General features: G+C 50.8%; 18 protein-coding genes and 1 pseudogene. 14 read left to right on the top strand and 5 right to left on the bottom strand.

What is annotated here, in order from left to right; translation table 11 throughout:
• Nucleotides 1–447 precede the first annotated feature (447 nt).
• The 6 genes and pseudogenes from AAFJ72_RS17150 to AAFJ72_RS17125 all read left to right on the top strand — a co-directional run bounded on the left by AAFJ72_RS17150 (nucleotide 448) and on the right by AAFJ72_RS17125 (nucleotide 5,182).
• The gene (locus AAFJ72_RS17150; protein WP_148039088.1) at nucleotides 448–1,104 is read left to right on the top strand and encodes a hypothetical protein; all 657 of its coding nucleotides are present in this window, start codon (nucleotides 448–450) and stop codon (nucleotides 1,102–1,104) included.
• 231 nt (nucleotides 1,105–1,335) lie between these two features.
• Nucleotides 1,336–2,106: a 3-hydroxyacyl-CoA dehydrogenase gene (locus tag AAFJ72_RS17145; RefSeq protein WP_432774903.1), complete on the top strand. Its 771-nt coding sequence runs from the start codon at nucleotides 1,336–1,338 to the stop codon at nucleotides 2,104–2,106.
• A 422-nt stretch (nucleotides 2,107–2,528) separates the two neighbouring features.
• Nucleotides 2,529–3,026, top strand: coding sequence for a hypothetical protein (locus AAFJ72_RS17140; RefSeq protein ID WP_432774902.1), 498 nt, complete (start codon nucleotides 2,529–2,531; stop codon nucleotides 3,024–3,026).
• Between the two features lie 91 nt (nucleotides 3,027–3,117).
• A complete protein-coding gene (locus tag AAFJ72_RS17135) occupies nucleotides 3,118–4,470 on the top strand; it encodes an ISLre2 family transposase (RefSeq protein WP_122906863.1) in 1,353 nt (450 codons plus the stop codon).
• Nucleotides 4,471–4,598: 128 nt separating this feature from the next.
• Nucleotides 4,599–4,697, top strand: a pseudogene (locus AAFJ72_RS17130) (hypothetical protein); the annotation flags it as partial.
• 5 nt (nucleotides 4,698–4,702) lie between these two features.
• A complete protein-coding gene (locus AAFJ72_RS17125; protein WP_122903078.1) occupies nucleotides 4,703–5,182 on the top strand; it encodes an SMI1/KNR4 family protein in 480 nt (159 codons plus the stop codon).
• A gap of 343 nt (nucleotides 5,183–5,525) precedes the next feature.
• On the opposite strand, the gene AAFJ72_RS17120 is transcribed toward AAFJ72_RS17125, so the two are convergent.
• Nucleotides 5,526–5,942, bottom strand: coding sequence for a GNAT family N-acetyltransferase (locus AAFJ72_RS17120; RefSeq protein WP_122903077.1), 417 nt, complete (start codon nucleotides 5,940–5,942; stop codon nucleotides 5,526–5,528).
• Between the two features lie 124 nt (nucleotides 5,943–6,066).
• Here AAFJ72_RS17120 and AAFJ72_RS17115 point away from each other — a divergent pair, with 124 nt between their 5' ends.
• The 5 genes from AAFJ72_RS17115 (at nucleotide 6,067) to AAFJ72_RS17095 (ending at nucleotide 9,996) form a co-directional block, all read left to right on the top strand.
• Nucleotides 6,067–7,452 (top strand): PLP-dependent aminotransferase family protein, encoded by a 1,386-nt coding sequence (locus tag AAFJ72_RS17115; protein WP_432774900.1) that lies wholly within the window; start codon nucleotides 6,067–6,069, stop codon nucleotides 7,450–7,452.
• Nucleotides 7,449–7,712 carry a hypothetical protein gene (locus AAFJ72_RS17110; RefSeq protein WP_246005713.1) on the top strand — a complete coding sequence of 88 codons (264 nt, stop codon included), beginning with the start codon at nucleotides 7,449–7,451 and terminating at the stop codon, nucleotides 7,710–7,712. The genes AAFJ72_RS17115 and AAFJ72_RS17110 overlap by 4 nt, the downstream gene beginning before the upstream one ends.
• Nucleotides 7,713–8,054: 342 nt before the next feature.
• The gene (locus AAFJ72_RS17105; protein ID WP_432774899.1) at nucleotides 8,055–8,249 is read left to right on the top strand and encodes a YezD family protein; all 195 of its coding nucleotides are present in this window, start codon (nucleotides 8,055–8,057) and stop codon (nucleotides 8,247–8,249) included.
• Nucleotides 8,250–8,319: 70 nt separating this feature from the next.
• Complete coding sequence (locus AAFJ72_RS17100; RefSeq protein WP_122903074.1) at nucleotides 8,320–8,610, top strand: DUF2325 domain-containing protein; 291 nt, start codon at nucleotides 8,320–8,322, stop codon at nucleotides 8,608–8,610.
• Nucleotides 8,611–8,793: 183 nt separating this feature from the next.
• Complete coding sequence (locus AAFJ72_RS17095; protein ID WP_122903073.1) at nucleotides 8,794–9,996, top strand: sensor histidine kinase; 1,203 nt, start codon at nucleotides 8,794–8,796, stop codon at nucleotides 9,994–9,996.
• A 72-nt stretch (nucleotides 9,997–10,068) separates the two neighbouring features.
• On the opposite strand, the gene AAFJ72_RS17090 is transcribed toward AAFJ72_RS17095, so the two are convergent.
• On the bottom strand, nucleotides 10,069–11,253 hold the full coding sequence (locus AAFJ72_RS17090; RefSeq protein ID WP_122903072.1) for a NupC/NupG family nucleoside CNT transporter: 1,185 nt from the start codon (nucleotides 11,251–11,253) through the stop codon (nucleotides 10,069–10,071).
• A 275-nt stretch (nucleotides 11,254–11,528) separates the two neighbouring features.
• Between AAFJ72_RS17090 and AAFJ72_RS17085 the strand changes: the two genes are divergently transcribed.
• Complete coding sequence (locus AAFJ72_RS17085) at nucleotides 11,529–12,287, top strand: TrmB family transcriptional regulator (protein ID WP_122903071.1); 759 nt, start codon at nucleotides 11,529–11,531, stop codon at nucleotides 12,285–12,287.
• Between the two features lie 148 nt (nucleotides 12,288–12,435).
• On the opposite strand, the gene AAFJ72_RS17080 is transcribed toward AAFJ72_RS17085, so the two are convergent.
• The 3 genes from AAFJ72_RS17080 to AAFJ72_RS17070 form a co-directional block, all read right to left on the bottom strand.
• On the bottom strand, nucleotides 12,436–12,990 hold the full coding sequence (locus AAFJ72_RS17080) for a cupin domain-containing protein (RefSeq protein WP_432774898.1): 555 nt from the start codon (nucleotides 12,988–12,990) through the stop codon (nucleotides 12,436–12,438).
• Between the two features lie 277 nt (nucleotides 12,991–13,267).
• Entirely contained in the window at nucleotides 13,268–13,975 is a 708-nt protein-coding gene (gene deoD, locus AAFJ72_RS17075; protein ID WP_432777213.1) for a purine-nucleoside phosphorylase, read from the bottom strand.
• Between the two features lie 85 nt (nucleotides 13,976–14,060).
• Nucleotides 14,061–15,230: an MFS transporter gene (locus AAFJ72_RS17070; protein WP_432774897.1), complete on the bottom strand. Its 1,170-nt coding sequence runs from the start codon at nucleotides 15,228–15,230 to the stop codon at nucleotides 14,061–14,063.
• Between the two features lie 175 nt (nucleotides 15,231–15,405).
• Here AAFJ72_RS17070 and AAFJ72_RS17065 point away from each other — a divergent pair, with 175 nt between their 5' ends.
• Nucleotides 15,406–16,080 carry a tetratricopeptide repeat protein gene (locus AAFJ72_RS17065; protein WP_432774896.1) on the top strand — a complete coding sequence of 225 codons (675 nt, stop codon included), beginning with the start codon at nucleotides 15,406–15,408 and terminating at the stop codon, nucleotides 16,078–16,080.
• A gap of 178 nt (nucleotides 16,081–16,258) precedes the next feature.
• On the top strand, nucleotides 16,259–16,978 hold the full coding sequence (locus tag AAFJ72_RS17060; RefSeq protein WP_122903067.1) for a 3'-5' exonuclease: 720 nt from the start codon (nucleotides 16,259–16,261) through the stop codon (nucleotides 16,976–16,978).
• The last annotated feature ends 76 nt before the right edge of the window (nucleotides 16,979–17,054 follow it).

Below are 17,054 nucleotides of genomic sequence, written 5' to 3'. Positions count from 1 at the left end.
GACATAACGCTGCTTGGGAATAGGCAGTAGATGGCGAACGTTCAGAGGCAATCCGCAATCAAGCTCGCGATATCTCCATACGCTTATGATAATGAAGTAATGCTCATCTTTCGTTCCTCTGCAATTGTTTTATATGATTTTTTTCCTTAAAACAAGTTCGCATTAGTTCTCCAATTATTCAATACTTTAGTAAATTTCGATACACGAGTTTCGTCATATGTGACTCTTTTAACATTATCCGAATTGTTTTGCAGAATTTTATACAGTAAATTGTCATCAAGGATAACTGCAATATCGGGTTACGGGAGAATAAGATTACAGTGAAAGGATTGACATTTGTTGAAACTACTATCATCTATTCCAGAGTACGAACATACTGTTTTATATTTCTTAAAGTTTTCTGATTCTAAGGAGAATCTTGAGAAGCTTCAAAAAGGGATGCTGTACATGAATAATCTTAAATATTATATAGACTTAGAAAAAGCTACTAGGTATAAAGGGAGGGGGGATATTTTAGAGGCTACTGCGGTTATGAACGATTTAACGGATGTTAAACTTATTAGCCAGAAAACAGGAGAGATCATTCCAATTGGAAATGTGTTGAGAATGACGTTACGTAGAGATGATTGTATATATCAACCCGTATTTTGTACTGCGGCGATAAGTTCAGGTATTTTAGAAATAATTAAAGAAAATGACAAGCAAATTGAAGTAAAAGCGTTGTTTACTGATGAGCAGAAGGAGCGGTTCCCGAAAGATTTCGGTAAATATGTACTAGTTATTAGAGCAGTTGATTTCGTTAAGCGGATTCAAGAACGTTTTCGAGAGAAGAAGATTTCGTATATCGCTTCATTTATCAAGTATGTTGATTTTTCAAAAAATCATATTGAACAATTAAATGCGTTTAAAGACGGGGCTCTGGATATTTTCTTTTGGAAAGACATTTCTTTAGCCTATCAAATTGAGCATCGCATGGTAATTTTAAATCCAGACCTGAAAACACCGTTTATTTTTGATTTAGGGGATCTTTCAGGATTTTGCAAACTAATCTCTGCTGAAGAGTTCTTCAATGAGGAAATGTTAATTACAATAAATAAGGACTAAATTAATTTGTACTTTTAGGAGAAGAACCTGCGGTAGCATAGCTTAGCCGGATTGTCAAGAAATCTGATGCAAGCGGACACAGGTGCCGTAACTGTCCGCTACGAGTATGTTCACGGATCACGACATGGACAGCAGTTTTTTCGCCAAAGCGAGAGCGGACAACGTTTTGGTGAGTTGGTACAAAACTTGCATAGGTTGCCAATGCCGATTTGAAGGAAGGGAGAGAATGGCGTGGAAATTCGGGATGTGGTTGCCATTGTTACGGGTGGAGCTTCCGGATTGGGGGAAGCCACAGTAAGGAATGTGGTGGAGCACGGAGGAAAAGCAGCCATTCTTGATCTGGACCTCGAACGGGGGTACGCCCTCGCCAGCGAGCTGGGGCGTGAGCAAGCCCTGTTTGTACAGACGGATGTGACGAGCGAGGCGAGCGTACGCGAGGCGATTGACCGCGCAGCAGGAGCCTTTGGCACCATTCATGCGGCGATCAATTGCGCGGGCGTGGTCCTGGGGCAAAAGACGCTGTCCAGAAATGGTCCGCATTCGTTGGAGTCATTTGCCAAAGTCATCCAAGTCAATCTGGTCGGCACGTTCAATGTAGTGCGCCTGGCGGTCGAGCAGATGGCAGGAAATGAACCTGCCAGCACGGGCGAGCGCGGTATCATCATCAATACCGCTTCTGTCGCCGCTTTTGACGGGCAGGTGGGGCAGGTAGCCTACAGCGCCTCCAAAGGCGGAATCGTCGGCATGACATTGCCATTGGCACGCGATCTGGCACCGTACGGGATTCGGGTGATGACGATTGCTCCCGGCTTGTTTGATACGCCGATGTTTGACCAGTTGCCGCGTTCTGTAAAAGACGCGCTGGGAGCAACTGCTCCTTTTCCATCGCGGCTGGGTCAGCCCGGCGAATACGCCAGATTGGTGCACAGCATTATTACCAACCCGATGTTAAACGGAGAGACGATTCGGCTGGACGGGGCGATTCGGATGCCGCCGAAGTGAGTGGAAGGGTGAAGATAGCGGGCAGGCTTGTTGGTTCAAGCTTTGTGTTTTGATGTGGTGAGAGGTTCTGTTTTTTATGGATGGTGAAAGTATGGGCTGTCTCCAAAGTCGATCTTTCGACTTCGAGACGCCTTTTTTGTTTGGCAGAGAACATTAGCGGGATTGTTCTTTTTGGACGCTTTTCATTCTTTTCCAAAATATAGGTGAAATTGATGAGGGAAAGTTTCGATACATACAAAGAAGTGATATAGATTAATCTTCCAAAATTCCCTTTAATAAGGATTTTGGAGAGGTTGCAGTCGTTATAGGCCATGGAGCACACGGGTAAAAAGACTGGCATTATGGAATGACTCGGAAAAAGCGAGCGTTTTCCTTCGCTGCGGGAACTGTGGGATGGACGGACGCCGGATGGAGGCAAGGCGTTGGAGTCGTTTGCGGTTGGAGCAGCACTGGGCGGAGTTTTTTCCGTAGGGACGTCCTGGTTGGCGAAAGGTGCCGAGAGGGTTAGCGGGGCGTTGAAGCGGGGGGCTAGTTCGAAGGTTGAGGGGACGGGTCAAGGTGTTGGAATTGGTTCGCGTACTGTTGAAGAATCATTAGAGAAAATAAATGAGATTCGAAAAGCTAATAAAATCGGTGGAAAAAGAAACATAGCTTTTGCTGAATATGAAATTAATGGATCAACAGGTGAGATTATTGGGGTTAGTGGTAAGGCAGAGCGAGCAGGAACAGCAGGAGTGCCCAATCAACGTAAGTTCGAGACGATAACAACCCCAGATGGTAATCCAAGAACCTTAGATGCAGAAGTGAAGATTCTAGAGGAATTAGCCCCCCAGTTGTCAAGTAACGCATCAGGGAAAGTTCATCTGTTCTCTGAACGTATGAGTAAAATGTTCGTGGGCAAACCGAAAAGAAATTTTTGAAGAAAAATCAGTTGGAGGGTATAGAAAAGGGCTTCTCTTCTTGGTAAAGTGTAAAGCGCCAAAACCAAACACACCAAGGAGGAGAAACCCTGTGAGCAAGTTTACCACGGAATTTCCCACAATGAAAGAGCTTGAAACGTTGTTGTTTCGAACGTTGCAGGAACAGTTCGCTGCCGGTATGGCTTATATTTTGGAAGCGTTGGACGAGTATCTGATGCATCAACGGGATCATTCACGCTTTCGGCTGAAGGACCAACGAGAAGTCCAGATCGACACGCTCTTTGGTACGGTTCGATTCAAACGGCGATTGTATCAGGATCGCGTGAAGGGTCAACATGTGTATTTGTTGGATCGTATGCTGGCCTTTGACGGGCGGGAGAAGCTAAGCCCGTTTTTGGAAGAGATAGCGATCGAATTTGCTAGCCAAGGCCCCTCGTACCGGGACAGCGCAAAACGCTTGGAAGCGTTACTGGGGTATCGGGTACTGAGCCATGAGGCCATTCGGGACAAACTAATCACGCGGGTTGAACAAGCATCAACCATCGTGTCGAAAGCGACCCGAAGGTCGGTTCGCGTATTGTTTGTGGAAGTGGATGGACTTTACACCTCATTGCAGAGGCAGCGCCAGCGGGGAATGGAAAATCGAATGGCGATTGTGCACGAAGGATGGGAACAAGAGGGGGACCGAGTGCGGCTTAGGTCGAAACGCCATTACCTGCATACGACGAAGGGAGAGTTCTGGGAAGGGTTTGGCGACTTTCTGGTTCGTCATTACGACATGGATGAAAACACATGGATCGTAGTCAATGGGGATGGGGCCAATTGGATTGGAGAATGCGAATCCTACTTTCACCGCTGTATTTACACACTGGATCGCTTTCATGTGGCGCGAGAATTGCGCCGATTCCTGGGTCAGTTGCCAGAGACGTGGCAGACGGTACGGCAGGCGTTGGTGGCCTTTGAAGCGGATATCTTGCTGGCGACAGTAGAGTCCGTACCGGAGGAAAAGATTCTGGAAGAGCACCGGAACGAATGGCGGAAATACGTGGCCTATTTACGGCGGCATCGAAGGCATCTTATCGACTATCGAAAGGTTCTGGGTGAAGCTGGTATCGACACGACGGGCATGCGTCCAATGGGGAGTGCGGAAGCGCAAATGCGGGTGATGGCAAAAAGGACCAAACGAGGCGGCTACAGTTGGAGTGTACGGGGAGTACAAGCGATGTTGCGAGCCATTATGGCACGACAAGAGGGAAGTCGTTTGAGCGGCCAGGCGATAGCGAAGAAGCAAGTGTTACAGCCCAACCCAATGGTCCGAGTGAAGGACTTGCTACGGGAAGTGAAAGAGCAGGCAAAAGGCTATATAAACGGGACGATCCGCCTGTTGCACGGGCCATATCAAAGCAGCCCTACCGGGCTGGCCTTAAAAGCCCTTCGCGGATGAGGCAAAAATCGAGTGGAAGAAAGGAATCATACAAAAATAAAGCGCTTTCAAGAAGAGGAAACCAGAAGTCTTATTTTGGAGACAAAAAAATCCTGCCCACTATGGCTTGACTCACACTCTCTGAACTACCATTTTGCCAATCGTGTTTAGGTGTGATAAAACAGTTTAAAGAGCAGTTTCCTAATGTTGAGGTTATAATAAGCCATGGACCAAGTAAAAGTAGGTGATATCAATGGATAAGAAAGAAATAGTCAGTCTATTGATTGAAAATAAAATTGCAAATGATAACGAAATTCAAGGTTTTACCACATCGGAAGTAGAACAATGTGAACAAGTATTAGGGTCAAAATTACCAAACCAATACCGAGAGTTTCTTTTGGCTATTGGTCATGATGCAGGGTTACTTTTTCAAGGAACTGATATATTATTTCGAAATGTAGATGATCTTTTAGAACTAAGAAAGGAAGCTGAAGATTTATTGGCGGAAAACGAAGAAACCTATATCTTACCAACGGATGCTTTTGTATTTTCTATGCATCAAGGGTATGAATTCAGTTTCTTTGTTATATCAGAAGGCAATGACCCTCCAGTTTATCAGTATGTCGAGGGGGACGGTCCTCCTGTTTTAGTTTGGGACAGTTTTAGTGCATTTCTAAGAAAATCAATAAATTCATGCGCTCAAGCTATTAAGGATGGGATCATTCCGTTGTAATGGTGGGGGATGCCGACTACTGCGCATCACGCACCGCCCAATTAGTGGGTGGGAGATAACAAAGCCAAGCAAATTTGATTTATTTTTCATATCCTGCCACCCAGATAGTGTGACGGGATGCGGTAATCTAATCGAATGCATTAGGAATTTTGTGTAAGCCCATTTACACCCCCGACAACAAAATCGCACATTAAAACCAACAAACCAATCTCTTGATCCCCTCCAACAGGAGCTGTCCAGACAGTCAGTCAGTGTGAACTAACTGCTGGACGCCCCCATTTTCCATAAACTTGTGCCCGCCTCTCAAGCACGCCCACCCCAAACCAAGCAACCCTTCCCCCACTCACACAGCCCCTGCCTGCCTCCGCATCATCTCCCTGCGCACAAAGCCATACTGCTCGTACAGTCCATGCGCATCCCGCGTAGCCAATGTCATATTCGTATGACGAATCGCCGGATGTTGGATGACGATCTCCATCAGCCACTTGCCAAGCCCTTTTCCCCGATGCGCCGGATCGACGAAGACATCGCACACCCAGGAAAAAGTCGCGTAGTCCGTCACGACCCGGGCGAATCCAACCTGTCCGCTTTCGTGGTGCAATCCGAAGCAGAGCGACTGCTGGATGCTTTTGCGCACGATTTCGCACGGACGCTCGCTGGCCCAATAGGTGGTAGCCAACCACGCACAAATTTTGTCCTCGTCGAGCAAAGCCTTGTCATCGCTTATCGTATAAGGCCATTCGCCGTGCTTCCATTCCATCTGTACCCCTCCCATTTTCCTGTTTACTGCCTGACTTACGATTCACTATACTGTAAGGAACAAAAAGAGAGCTACGCCAAAAAAGCGCATCTGTACCCACACAGAGCGGAGAAAGGGGGACAGGATGGTGACAAAATACGAAGCAGTCAAGCGCGAGATCAAGGAGCAACTGGCGACGGGCAAAATACGGCCGGGAGAGAAGCTGCCTTCGATCCGCACAGCTTCGGCGCTGTGGAATTGCAGCATCAACACGGCGATCCGGGCCTATCAGGAGCTGGAAAAAGAGCACCTGATCTACTCTGTGCCAAAAAGCGGTTATTACGCGGTGCTTCGCTCGCAAAAAAGCGCGCGCCCCTCAGAGGAGCACATTGATTTTTCAGCGGCGAGTCCCGATCCGGAGGTCATGCCGTACAAAGACTTCCAGCATTGTCTCAACCGCGCCATCGAGCTGTACAGGGAGCAGCTTTTCACCTACTGCGATCCACAAGGCTTTGCCTCTTTGCGCCGCGAATTGGAGAAGCATCTCGCCAGTTCGCAAGTATTCGCGCATCCGTCGCAAATCTGCGTCGTTTCAGGCGCGCAGCAAGCTTTGCACCTGCTTGCCTCGATGCCTTTTCCCAACGGAAAAAGCGCGGTGCTGGTTGAACAGCCCACGTTTCACGGCATGCTGCGTTCGCTGCGGCTTCTGGGCGTAACGACGCTTGGGATCGCGCGGACTGCGGCAGGCATCGACCTGGACGAGCTGGAGCGACATTTTCGCAACAATCCGATCAAGTTTTTTTATACGATGCCGCGCTATCACAATCCGCTCGGGACAAGTTATGCGGCCGAGGAGAAAAAACAAATCGCCAGGCTCGCAAAGCGCTACGGGGTATTTGTCGTCGAGGACGACTACCTGGCTGACATGGAAACGAAGGCGAAGGCCGATCCGATCTACAGCTACGATTCAGCGGGACACGTCATCTACGTCAAAAGCTTTTCCAAGATCATGCTGCCGGGACTGCGACTGGCTGCGGTTGTGTTGCCGCCGTCGCTTGTGGAGACGTTTCGCCTGTTCAAAGCCTCGATTGATTCCAGCACGTCGGTCCTGTCCCAAGCTGCTCTGGAACTGTACCTGAACTGCGGCATGTACGAACGTCATGCGGCGATGGTCAGGGAGCGCTACCGGGAGCGGATGGAAGCACTGGATGCAGCATGCCGCCGCCATCTGGACAAAAGTTTGGGCTTCCGATATGTCGCGGCGCACGGAGGAATTTTTACGACCATCGTCCTGCCGGAAGGGATCGCGGCCTCCGACATGACCGCGGCCTTGCAGCAGCACCATGTACGGGTGTGCTCCACGGAGCAAAACTACTTGCCGAGCTTTGCTGGCGACAACGGGCTGCGCCTCAGCATCATTCAGACGGATGCCGCCAGGATCGACAGAGGAATGGCGCTCATGGCCGAGGCCGCCGCCGCGCTTGCGCAAAAACGGGAAAGGGACAGGCGGCGAGTCATCGACTGGCGGTGAGTTTTCACCGTTTCATTCGCAGCGGGGATGCGCTGGGCGAGGCACTCCTGGACCACGGGCTTGCTGCGCCCCGCCAATCCACCCGCAGACTGCAAGTTCCACACGCGCCGCTCGCAGGCGATGGAGATGAGCACCGGGCAGGCCCCGGCTTTTCGCAAGGGAAGCCCAAAGTAAGCCGGGACAGATTCGTCGCCTGTCATCTGGTCTGGCTTCTGCGAAAAAGGGAAGCAAAGGCATTGACCAAAAGAGACAGCGTATGATAAACTCGATATAAATCATAGTAAGCATATCGGTTTTTATTGAATAGCTGATCGGACTACCGAAGGCTCCTGTGCAAGCAACCAGCATGTCTTGTTGGGCGGGAGTCTTTTCTGCTATCAACCGTAAAAAGAGGTGAAGTACCCACACAACCACACAGCGTGCAAAGGCAATGGACATACATGGATACCCGCGATACCGGATTTGCGCAGCCTCTCGAAGCCCCGGCTCTCATTGACAGAAAAGGGGAGCGAGAGGTATCATTAGGGAACAAAACAAAGTAAATGGGTAGGAATAATACACAATGATTTTTTCGCAAAAAACAGGGAGGGAGTGACCACCATATGACAAAGAAAGAAACTGCCCTGGATGAACGGTTGTGGGAAAAAATCGCGCGTGCATTGGACAGCTTGGAATACGGTTCCATTCATATCGTGGTTCACGATTCGCAGGTGGTTCAGATCGAGCGGACCGAAAAATACAGGCTCCCTGCTGGAAAGGCGAAAGACGAAGTCAAACAGGCACGAACAGGAAGATAGCAGCGACAGACAGGCAAATGGCACATGACAGACTGATACTGACGGGAGAATAGAGAGGAGGAGCTTTGTTATGGCAGGCGTTCTTGTAGTAGGTGGAGATCGGGTAGGGGAAATCGAGAGCTTGTTGCAGGATAAAGGGTTTCGCAATGTATATCACGTATCCGGCCGGAAAAAATCGGACGTAAAGGCGACGATTCCTGCCGACACGGAGCTGGTTCTCGTCTTTATCAACTTCGTCAGCCACAGTCTCAGCAAAAACATCAAGAAGCTGGCGAAGCAAAAACGCGTCCCCATCGTGTTTTGCAGACGGTCGTGTGACGCGGTTTCCATGTACCAGCCGGCGGTCAGCCAAATCAGTTGAATATTCTTGAGTGCACAGAAGTATTCCATGCTGGGTTGGATACTTCTTTTTTGCGTTTTGCCGCGCGATTGTGCATAAGGAGTGCAGGCATATCAATTTTTATTAATGTGCGAGAAGGAACCTGTCCCGGTTTAGCGAATTGTCCTTTGGTTGGGAAAATATGGTGAAGGGCAAGAGGGAAACATGAGTGACGAAGAGTGGGTTTCGGTCAGGGACAGATGGCTGTCGCCATTGCTGATTGCTGCGGAGGAAATCGTGGAGCTGCATATGAACGAGATGTTTGCATACGGAGAGCCGGTTTCCCGCTACTATCGCAAGTTTCAGCAGCAGCAGCGGATGGGGATTCACGGTTTGCTGACGGAAGCGGTGCAGCAACTGTTCGCGGAGGAGGGTGAGTACACGAAGTATTTGCAGGAGCTGCCGAGAAAGTCGTACGTGTTGGGGGAGAAGTGGGCGGAGCAAGAAATCCCGCAGCAAGTGCTGCTCCAAGCGATGTACAACCTCCGCCACCATGCGTATGAGGGCGTACGGCGAGCCTGCACGGAGGCACAGGCCAGAGAAACGCTGTTGTCGCGCCTGCACGAAGTGTTAAGCGTGCGCTACCACCACATGATGCGCGGATACATGGCCAGCAAAGATCAGAAGATCAGCCATTTGCACAAGCAAAAACTGGGGATCATCGGGCAGATGGCTGCCGGCATGGCGCATGAGGTGCGCAATCCGTTGACGACCATCTGCGGCTTTCTGCAGCTGATGCGAAAAAGTCTGGAACAGGAGAATCCTTCTGCAGCAGACAGGGAGCGCTTTGTCGAGTACATTCAAATTTGCCAGCACGAGGTGCAAACGTTGGACAAGCTGGTCACGAGCTTTTTGATTTTGGCCCGCAAAAATGAAGCGGTGAACAACCGCAATGAAATCGTCGAGCTGCATCCGCTGCTGGATCGGGTGCATGAGCTGGCCAAGCATTACCTGGTTGAAAAAGATGTGAACTTGTATTTTCATTATTGGCCTGAGCCTGTCCGGGTTTGGGCAATTCCGGACCATGTCGAGCAAATTTGCCACAACCTGATTCAAAACGCAATGGACGCAGTAGCGACAAACGGAATTGTCCGGGTCCACACCAGCTTGTTGGCATCCGAATCTACGGTCTGCGTGACGATTGAGGACAACGGCTGCGGTATTTCCGAGCAGCGCAAGAAACATTTGTTTGAACCGTTTTATACGACAAAGGAAAAGGGTACGGGTATCGGCCTTTCTGTCTGCAAAAAGCTGATCGAGGAAATGGGCGGACAGATCGAGGTGTACTCGACAGAAGGGAAAGGGACAAGGGTTGAGCTGCGTTTGGCCGCCGTCGTTTCGGCGGAATCTGCTTTCCTTGCCAGATGAAACGAAGGATACACACGAAAAAACAGGCATAGCTGCATGGCATGCCTGTTTTTTCGTGTAAGAAAAGTCAGCTCACAAAAAGACACCGATAATCGTTGCGGATAAAACAGAGGCGAGGGTCGAGCCAAGCAGCAGCTTCAAGCCGAATTTCGCCACGACATCGCCCTGTTTTTCGTTCAATGCCCGCACAGAGCCTGTAATGATGCCGATGGAGCCGAAGTTGGCAAAGCTGACGAGAAATACCGAGACAATACCGACCGTTTTCGCAGACAGGCTGCTGGCGATTTCCTTGAAGTCCAGCATGGCGACGAATTCGTTCGTGACGATTTTCGTTGCCATGATACTGCCAGCGGTCACGATCTCCGCCTGGGGAATCCCCATCAAAAAGGCGACAGGAGCGAAAATGTACCCGAGCACGTCCTGGAAGGAAATGCCGAAGATCAGCAAAAACAGCTCGTTGACCAGATTCATCAGGGCGATAAACCCGATCAGCATTGCCCCGACGATAACGGCGATTTTCAACCCGTCCACGATGCTCTCGCTAATCATCTGGAAAAAGGCAGGTCTTTCTGCTTCTTCCTCAGGCTCGATCAAGTCCTCTTCCGCTGTCAGCTCATACGGGTTGATGATGTTCGCCACGATCAGCGCCGACAGGATGTTCACGACGATGGCAACGACCACGTATTTTGGCTCCAGCATGGTCATGTACGCCCCGACGATGGCAATACTCACCGCGCTCATGGCAGAGGTGCACAGCGTATAGAGACGCTTGGTGGAGACGAGCCCGAGCTGCTTTTTCGTCGTCAGAAACACTTCCGATTGGCCGAGAAAAGCAGAGGAGACAGCGATGTAGTTTTCCAGTCGGCCCATTCCGTTCAGCTTGCTCAGCACGAAGCCGGTGAAGCGGATGAGCAGCGGCAAAATTTTGAAATGGTTCAAAATCCCGATCAGTACGGAGATAAAAATAATCGGCAGCAGCACATCGAGGAAGAAGCTGGACGCGCCGTTGTTTTCCAGTCCGCCAAACACGAAGTCCACCCCGCTGATCCCCAGCTTCATCAACGCATCGAAGCCTTTGGAAATAAGCAGAATCAGATCAATCCCAAGCCCGGTATTCAGCAAAAGAAAAGCCAGCACGAGCTGGGTGGCGATCATGATGAGAATCGGCTTTAGCCGGATAGCTCTGCGATTATGGCTGAGCGCAAAACCCAGACCGAACACAAACAGGAAACCCGTCAACAAAAAAACGACATTCATTGCTACTTTTCTGCCTCCCAATCATTTACAAATATCTCATGCTGCGTAAAGTACACGTCCCTTTCTGGCCTGTGGAGCCGCTTTCAAAGCGTTTTGAAAGAGAAGTGCAACGATTTTGAATTTTAGTTACTACTTATGGAGTAACCCTTTTTCGGACTTTTACCAGCATACATGGAAGGCAGACGCCTGTCAATTCGGCAAGGCTCAGTGGCTTTGCGGCTAACTATGCTTTATCATAGAAAATAAATAACCAGTTGATACGGGCAGGAGGAAGCATGCTACAAAAATTTGGTTTTTCGCAGTATGAAAGCAAAGTTTTTGAGGCGCTGGTGTCGAGCGAGGAACCGTTGGACGCGACGAAAATCGTGAAGTATTCCGGCGTGCCAAAAGCAAAAATATACGAAGTGCTGTCGCGCATGATCGAAAAAGGCATGGTGCTGGATTCGGTATCGGAAAAGAAAAAGCTCTACAGCGCCTTGCCCCTGCCGCTTGCCATCGAAAAGCTGACAGCCGAGTTTCAGGACAACATCAAGCAGTTGAAAATCCAGTCCCGCAAAAAATCCTACTCCGAGGATTTGGTTTGGAGTCTGAAGGTTGAAACGTCGATTCGCGTGCAGAGCAAGCAGATGATCCAGGAAGCGAAAAGCTCCATCCGCATCTCGGCGTGGAAAGACGATCTGGTCGAGTATTTGCCGCTTCTGGAACAGAAAGAAGCGGACGGAGTAGACGTGGAAGTGCTCGTCGTCGGATCGCTGAAGCCGAATATCGCCAAAGTGCATACGCTGATTCCGGCAGCAGAGCACCACACCCTGGAGCGCTTTCGCCTGCTGATTATCGACGAGCGCGAAGTGATTTTTGCCTGTGAGGAAAACCAGTCGTGGCAAGCGATCAAGACAATGTCCAAGCCGTTTGTCAAAGTATTTACGGAATTTTTCTACCACGACCTCGCCCTGGCAAAAATCAGCCGGAAGCATTACGATTTAATGATGAATGACGACGAGATCCGAAGCATTTTGATGCAGCTTCGTTATTGAATATTGAACCTGACAGCGTTGAAGGCGGGCATGCTCACTAACCTCGCCGCCCTGCCGCGAAATCTGTTTGCCATCCCAAACGTAAAAATCCCGACTTCTCGTTATCCACGCGAGAAATTGGGATTTTTTCAGTCTGACGCATTCCCGGTCAGGAATGATGCCGCTCTTCTGCTGTGGCTTGCGCCTTTGTTTTGTGCACCGTTCCGCGAGGATGATGGGGCGGCGCATAGATTGAGTACAGCTTTAAAGGCTCATTTCCAATATTGATGATGTTGTGCCACGTTCCTGCCGGGACCATTACGGCAAAGTCGTCGTTCAGTCTGACCTGATAGTCCAGCTTGTCTCTTCTCGGCCCCATTTGCACAAGCCCGTGGCCCTCTTCGATGCGCAGGAACTGATCGGTGTCCGGGTGGATTTCCAGACCAATGTCCCCACCTACAGGAATACTCATCAGTGTCACCTGCAAATGGTTCCCTGTCCACAGGGCGGTGCGGTAGTTCGGATTTTGCTTCGCCGCCTCATCGATGTTAATCGCCAGTGGATGAGGGCCGTAGTCTTTCAGCTCAACGCGATTCCAGTCGCCGTCCCATCTGGCGGGCAAGTGGGGGTAGGGCGGAAACCAGTAATGCTCCCAATACGGCTGATTCCAACTGACCGGCACGACGGCAGAGTGCCAGGGATGATAATAATACGCTGGGTACATCGTGCTGCTCCTTTCACGAGTATTGCTCTCCCTGATTACCATATGCGGACACCTGCCTAATGTGTGCGAAAGCCGAGAAATTGCTTCGCCGTAGCTCGCCAGTCCCGCCAGTCCAAAGAAGCTCGCAGGTTCTTGCGAAAAAAGCCGGAGCCTTGTTGCTAACGGTGTCCTGCCAAGCGGCTGTATTGCTTTTATTGCAGTGCCGAGGAAGGGGCGTCTAGCAAAAAGGGACCTGCCAGCAAGCGCAGATCCCTTTTACGTGTGTCATTATGATGCCTTACTCGGCAATAACAGCCTCCAACGCCATGACAATCATGTCGTTGAACGTCGTCTGCCGCTCTTCTGCCGTTGTTTCCTCGCCCGTGAAAATATGGTCGCTGACCGTCAGGATCGACAACGCGTTGACGCCGTACTTCGCGGCAAGCGTATAAAGCGCCGTCGTTTCCATCTCCACAGCCAACACCCCGTAGTCGCCGAGCTTTTTCACCGGCTCCATGCTTTCCCGATAAAACACATCGGCCGTCAGCACGTTGCCGACCCGCACGGGCAAGCCTTTGGCCACGCCTGCGTTGTACGCTTTTTGCAACAGATCGAAATTGGCGCACGGCGCGTAGTCGAAGCCGGGGAACGTCAGTCGGTTCATGTTCGAGTCCGTGCAGGCCGTCATGGCAATAATCACGTCGCGCACATGCACGTCTTTTTGAATGCCGCCGCACGTTCCGACGCGAATCAAATTTTTCACGCCGTAGTCGCGGATCAGCTCGTTCACGTAAATCGAGATCGACGGAACGCCCATGCCTGTCCCTTGCACGGACACCCGTTTTCCTTGATAGGTACCCGTAAAGCCGAGCATGCCGCGCACCTGGTTGTAGCAGGTCACGTCTGTAAGAAACGTCTCGGCGATGTACTTGGCCCGCAGCGGATCGCCCGGCAGCAGGATGCTTTCTGCAATTTCACCTGGTTTGGCTTGAATGTGTGTGCTCATGAAAAGGCCGTCGCGCCAGCGAGTCGCAAGCAAAGGATCACTCCTAAGCGCAACGGCGTACACCTCCTAAGATAGTAATAGACTCTTAAACAGTAATAGACTGACCAAGCTTGGCCAAAGCCGGTCTTGTAATGGAAAAAACAGCGCAGCCAAAGGCAATCAGCACGAAGATGCCGCCTACCCAGGCCGTATCTGTGACCGAATGATGCTCAACGACAAAGCCGCCGACCGCCGAGCCGAGCGCAATGCCGATGTGCAGGGCGGACGTGTTCAAGCCTTGCTGAATCTCGTACGATTCGGGAGCCGTCTCGATCAGGTAGTTTTGCTGTGCAGGCGTGATCGCCCAACTGAGCATGCTCCAGACAATCATCGTGACGAGGAACAGATAGAGCGAAAACGTCACTGCCGGAATGAGGAACATCACGACAGCAAACGAGGCGATAATGACCAAAATGCTTTTCGTCGAACCGAGCTTGTCTGCCGCCCAGCCGCCAACGCCGCCGCCGAGCACAGCGGAGATGCCGAAAATAAAGTAGACGATGCTGACCCAGCCGGAAGACAGGTGCAAAGCCGTTTTCAAAAACGGAGTGAAATAGGCGTACAGCGTCAAATGCCCGGTCAGCATGAACACGGACGTCAACTGCGCGCTGATGATCTTCGGCTTTTTCAGCGTCAAAAGCTGCTCCCTGAGCGGAATCGAAGGCCGTGCCGGGATTTTTGGCAAAAAGGCGGAAATGCCGATCATGGAGACGAGCGTCAAAAGCGAGATGAGCAAAAACGGCGCGCGCCAGCCAAACGAATGACCGATGACAAGGCCAAGCGGCACCCCCAGCACGAGCGAACCGCTCACGCCCATGAAAATGACCCCGATCGCTCGCGCCCGGTACGCTTCCTGGACGATGGAGGAAGCGATGGTGATGGACAGCACGATAATCAAGGAACCGCTCGCTGCGGAAAGGATTCGTCCAAACATCAGGATCGAATAATGAGGACTGAGCCAGGAAATGACGTTTCCGGCAAGAAAAACAGCCAGTGCCCACAAATACAATGCTTTTCGCTCTGTCTTTGCCGTGACGGTCAGCAAAATCGGAGCAGATAGCGCAAAGACAACGGAAAACATCGTAATCAGCCAGCCTGCTGTGCTGATGGAGACTTGCAAATCCTCCGCGATAATGTCCAAAATGCCGCCGATAATCAGCTCTACTGTTCCTACCACGAAGGCGGCGATGGCCAGGATGTAAATTTTCATGTTCACGGTGGCGAGCAAACCTCCTTTTTCTAAATGGTTACTACGATTATAGTAACCCATACCGAGAGCAATAACAACCACTATCGTAGTAACCTTTCATATGATTAACAATATTTGACAATAAGGTTGGCAGGCTCATATAGTAGTAAAGGAAAAAAGAGAGGAACGAGGGGAATTTTCTTTGGGGAAACTGTTTTTGTTTTCTGCCTTGTGGTGGCTGATCGGAAATCCATTTATCGCCATGTTCGTTGTTTTGCTGGTGCTCTACTTTCTGGACCGGTACTTTGTCCGGCTTTTGCCTGACATCACCAGACCGTATCGACGCTGGCGAAGACTGGGGGCTTTGCGCACGCAGCTCAGGCTGAATCCGCACGACACGCCTGCCAAGCTGGAAGCGGCCCGTCTGCACATGGAAAAGCGACAGTACGCCGAAGCGCTCTCCTACCTGGAGGGGATCACGGCCGCCATGCAGGACTCGCCCGAATATTTGTGCGACAAAGGAATCTGCTTGCTGAAAACAGGGCGGATGGAGGAAGGGCTGGAGCTAATCGGACAGGCGCTGGAGCTCAATCCGCGCGTCAGATACGGGGAGCCGCATCTGATTGTCGGGGAAGAGTACGCAAAGCGCCAGCAGCGGGAAAAGGCGCTCGAATATTTGGAAGAGCTGGCGAAGATGAACATGTCGTCGTGCGAGGTGTACTTCAAGCTCGGCGTGGTGTACGATGAGCTGCAGCAAAAAGAGAAGGCGAAGGCGTCTTTTCGCGAGGCGACAGAAGTATACCGGGGATTGCCCGCCTACAAGCGCCGGACGGAAAGACGCTGGGCGCTGCTTTCCTGGCTGCGAAAAACGTTTTGATATTCAAAAATGCTGTTTGTGGCTGCCAAGTACGGCAGCCATTTTTTGCTTTGTTTTTCGCCCGCGCTCCTATACAATTATCCCTTAAACAAGGAAAGCGCGTGTCCGCTGCTTTGCTTTTGCAATCCATAACCGAACCGTTCATAATAGAACCAATACATTCAGGATGTGATACTGCTTGCAAATCATTGTCTATGACCTGGAAACAACACTCACCTATCAACGAGACAAGATTCCGGAAATTATCGAGATCGGAGCGGCAAAAATTGTGCCCGGAAAAAACGGTGTGGAGGTAGACACCTTCCAGCGCTACACGTTTCCGGCCATCGAGCGCAGAATCACGGAGCGCACCCGCAAATTCATCGGCCTGGACAAAGAGAACATGCCGACGTTCATTCCGTTTCGCAAAGCTTTCAACGACTTTCTGGACTGGATCGGTACGGATACGGACTACTACCTGTGCTCGTGGGGCCAAGACGACAAGCGGCTGATGATCGAGCATTGCGCCCGCTTCGGACTGGCCTTCAACTGGCTGCGCAACTACAACGACATCCAGCCAGCAATCAGCATGCTGCTCGCCGACCGCAAGCAGATGAGTCTCAAAGACGCGATTGATGCAGCGGGCATCGTTCAGGAAGGAAGACTGCACTCAGCCCTGGTCGATGCCATCCATACAGCGCATCTGTTAATCAAATACAACAAGACGGTCCAGCTCACACAAAACACGCCCGAGCAAAACTACAACCTGTCCAGCTCGCTGTACGTGACGTGCCGTTCCTGCAAAAAGCTCAAATACTACACCGCTTTTGGCCGAAAAAGCAAAAGGTGCCATGCGTGCCTGCAATATAAAAAGCAGATGGAGGAAGCGGCAGAAGCGACAGCCGCGAAGCAGAGCTAGCACGCAGGCGACGAGTAGCTACCGATGCCTGTCTTCGGCGGTGCCATAATCCGGCCCCCCTGCCAAAGCTGCAAAA

The sequence above is a fragment of the Brevibacillus gelatini genome, from assembly GCF_050920745.1.
Classification (GTDB): Bacteria; Bacillota; Bacilli; order Brevibacillales; family Brevibacillaceae; genus Brevibacillus; species Brevibacillus gelatini.
This window is presented reverse-complemented; position numbering and strand designations above follow the sequence as displayed.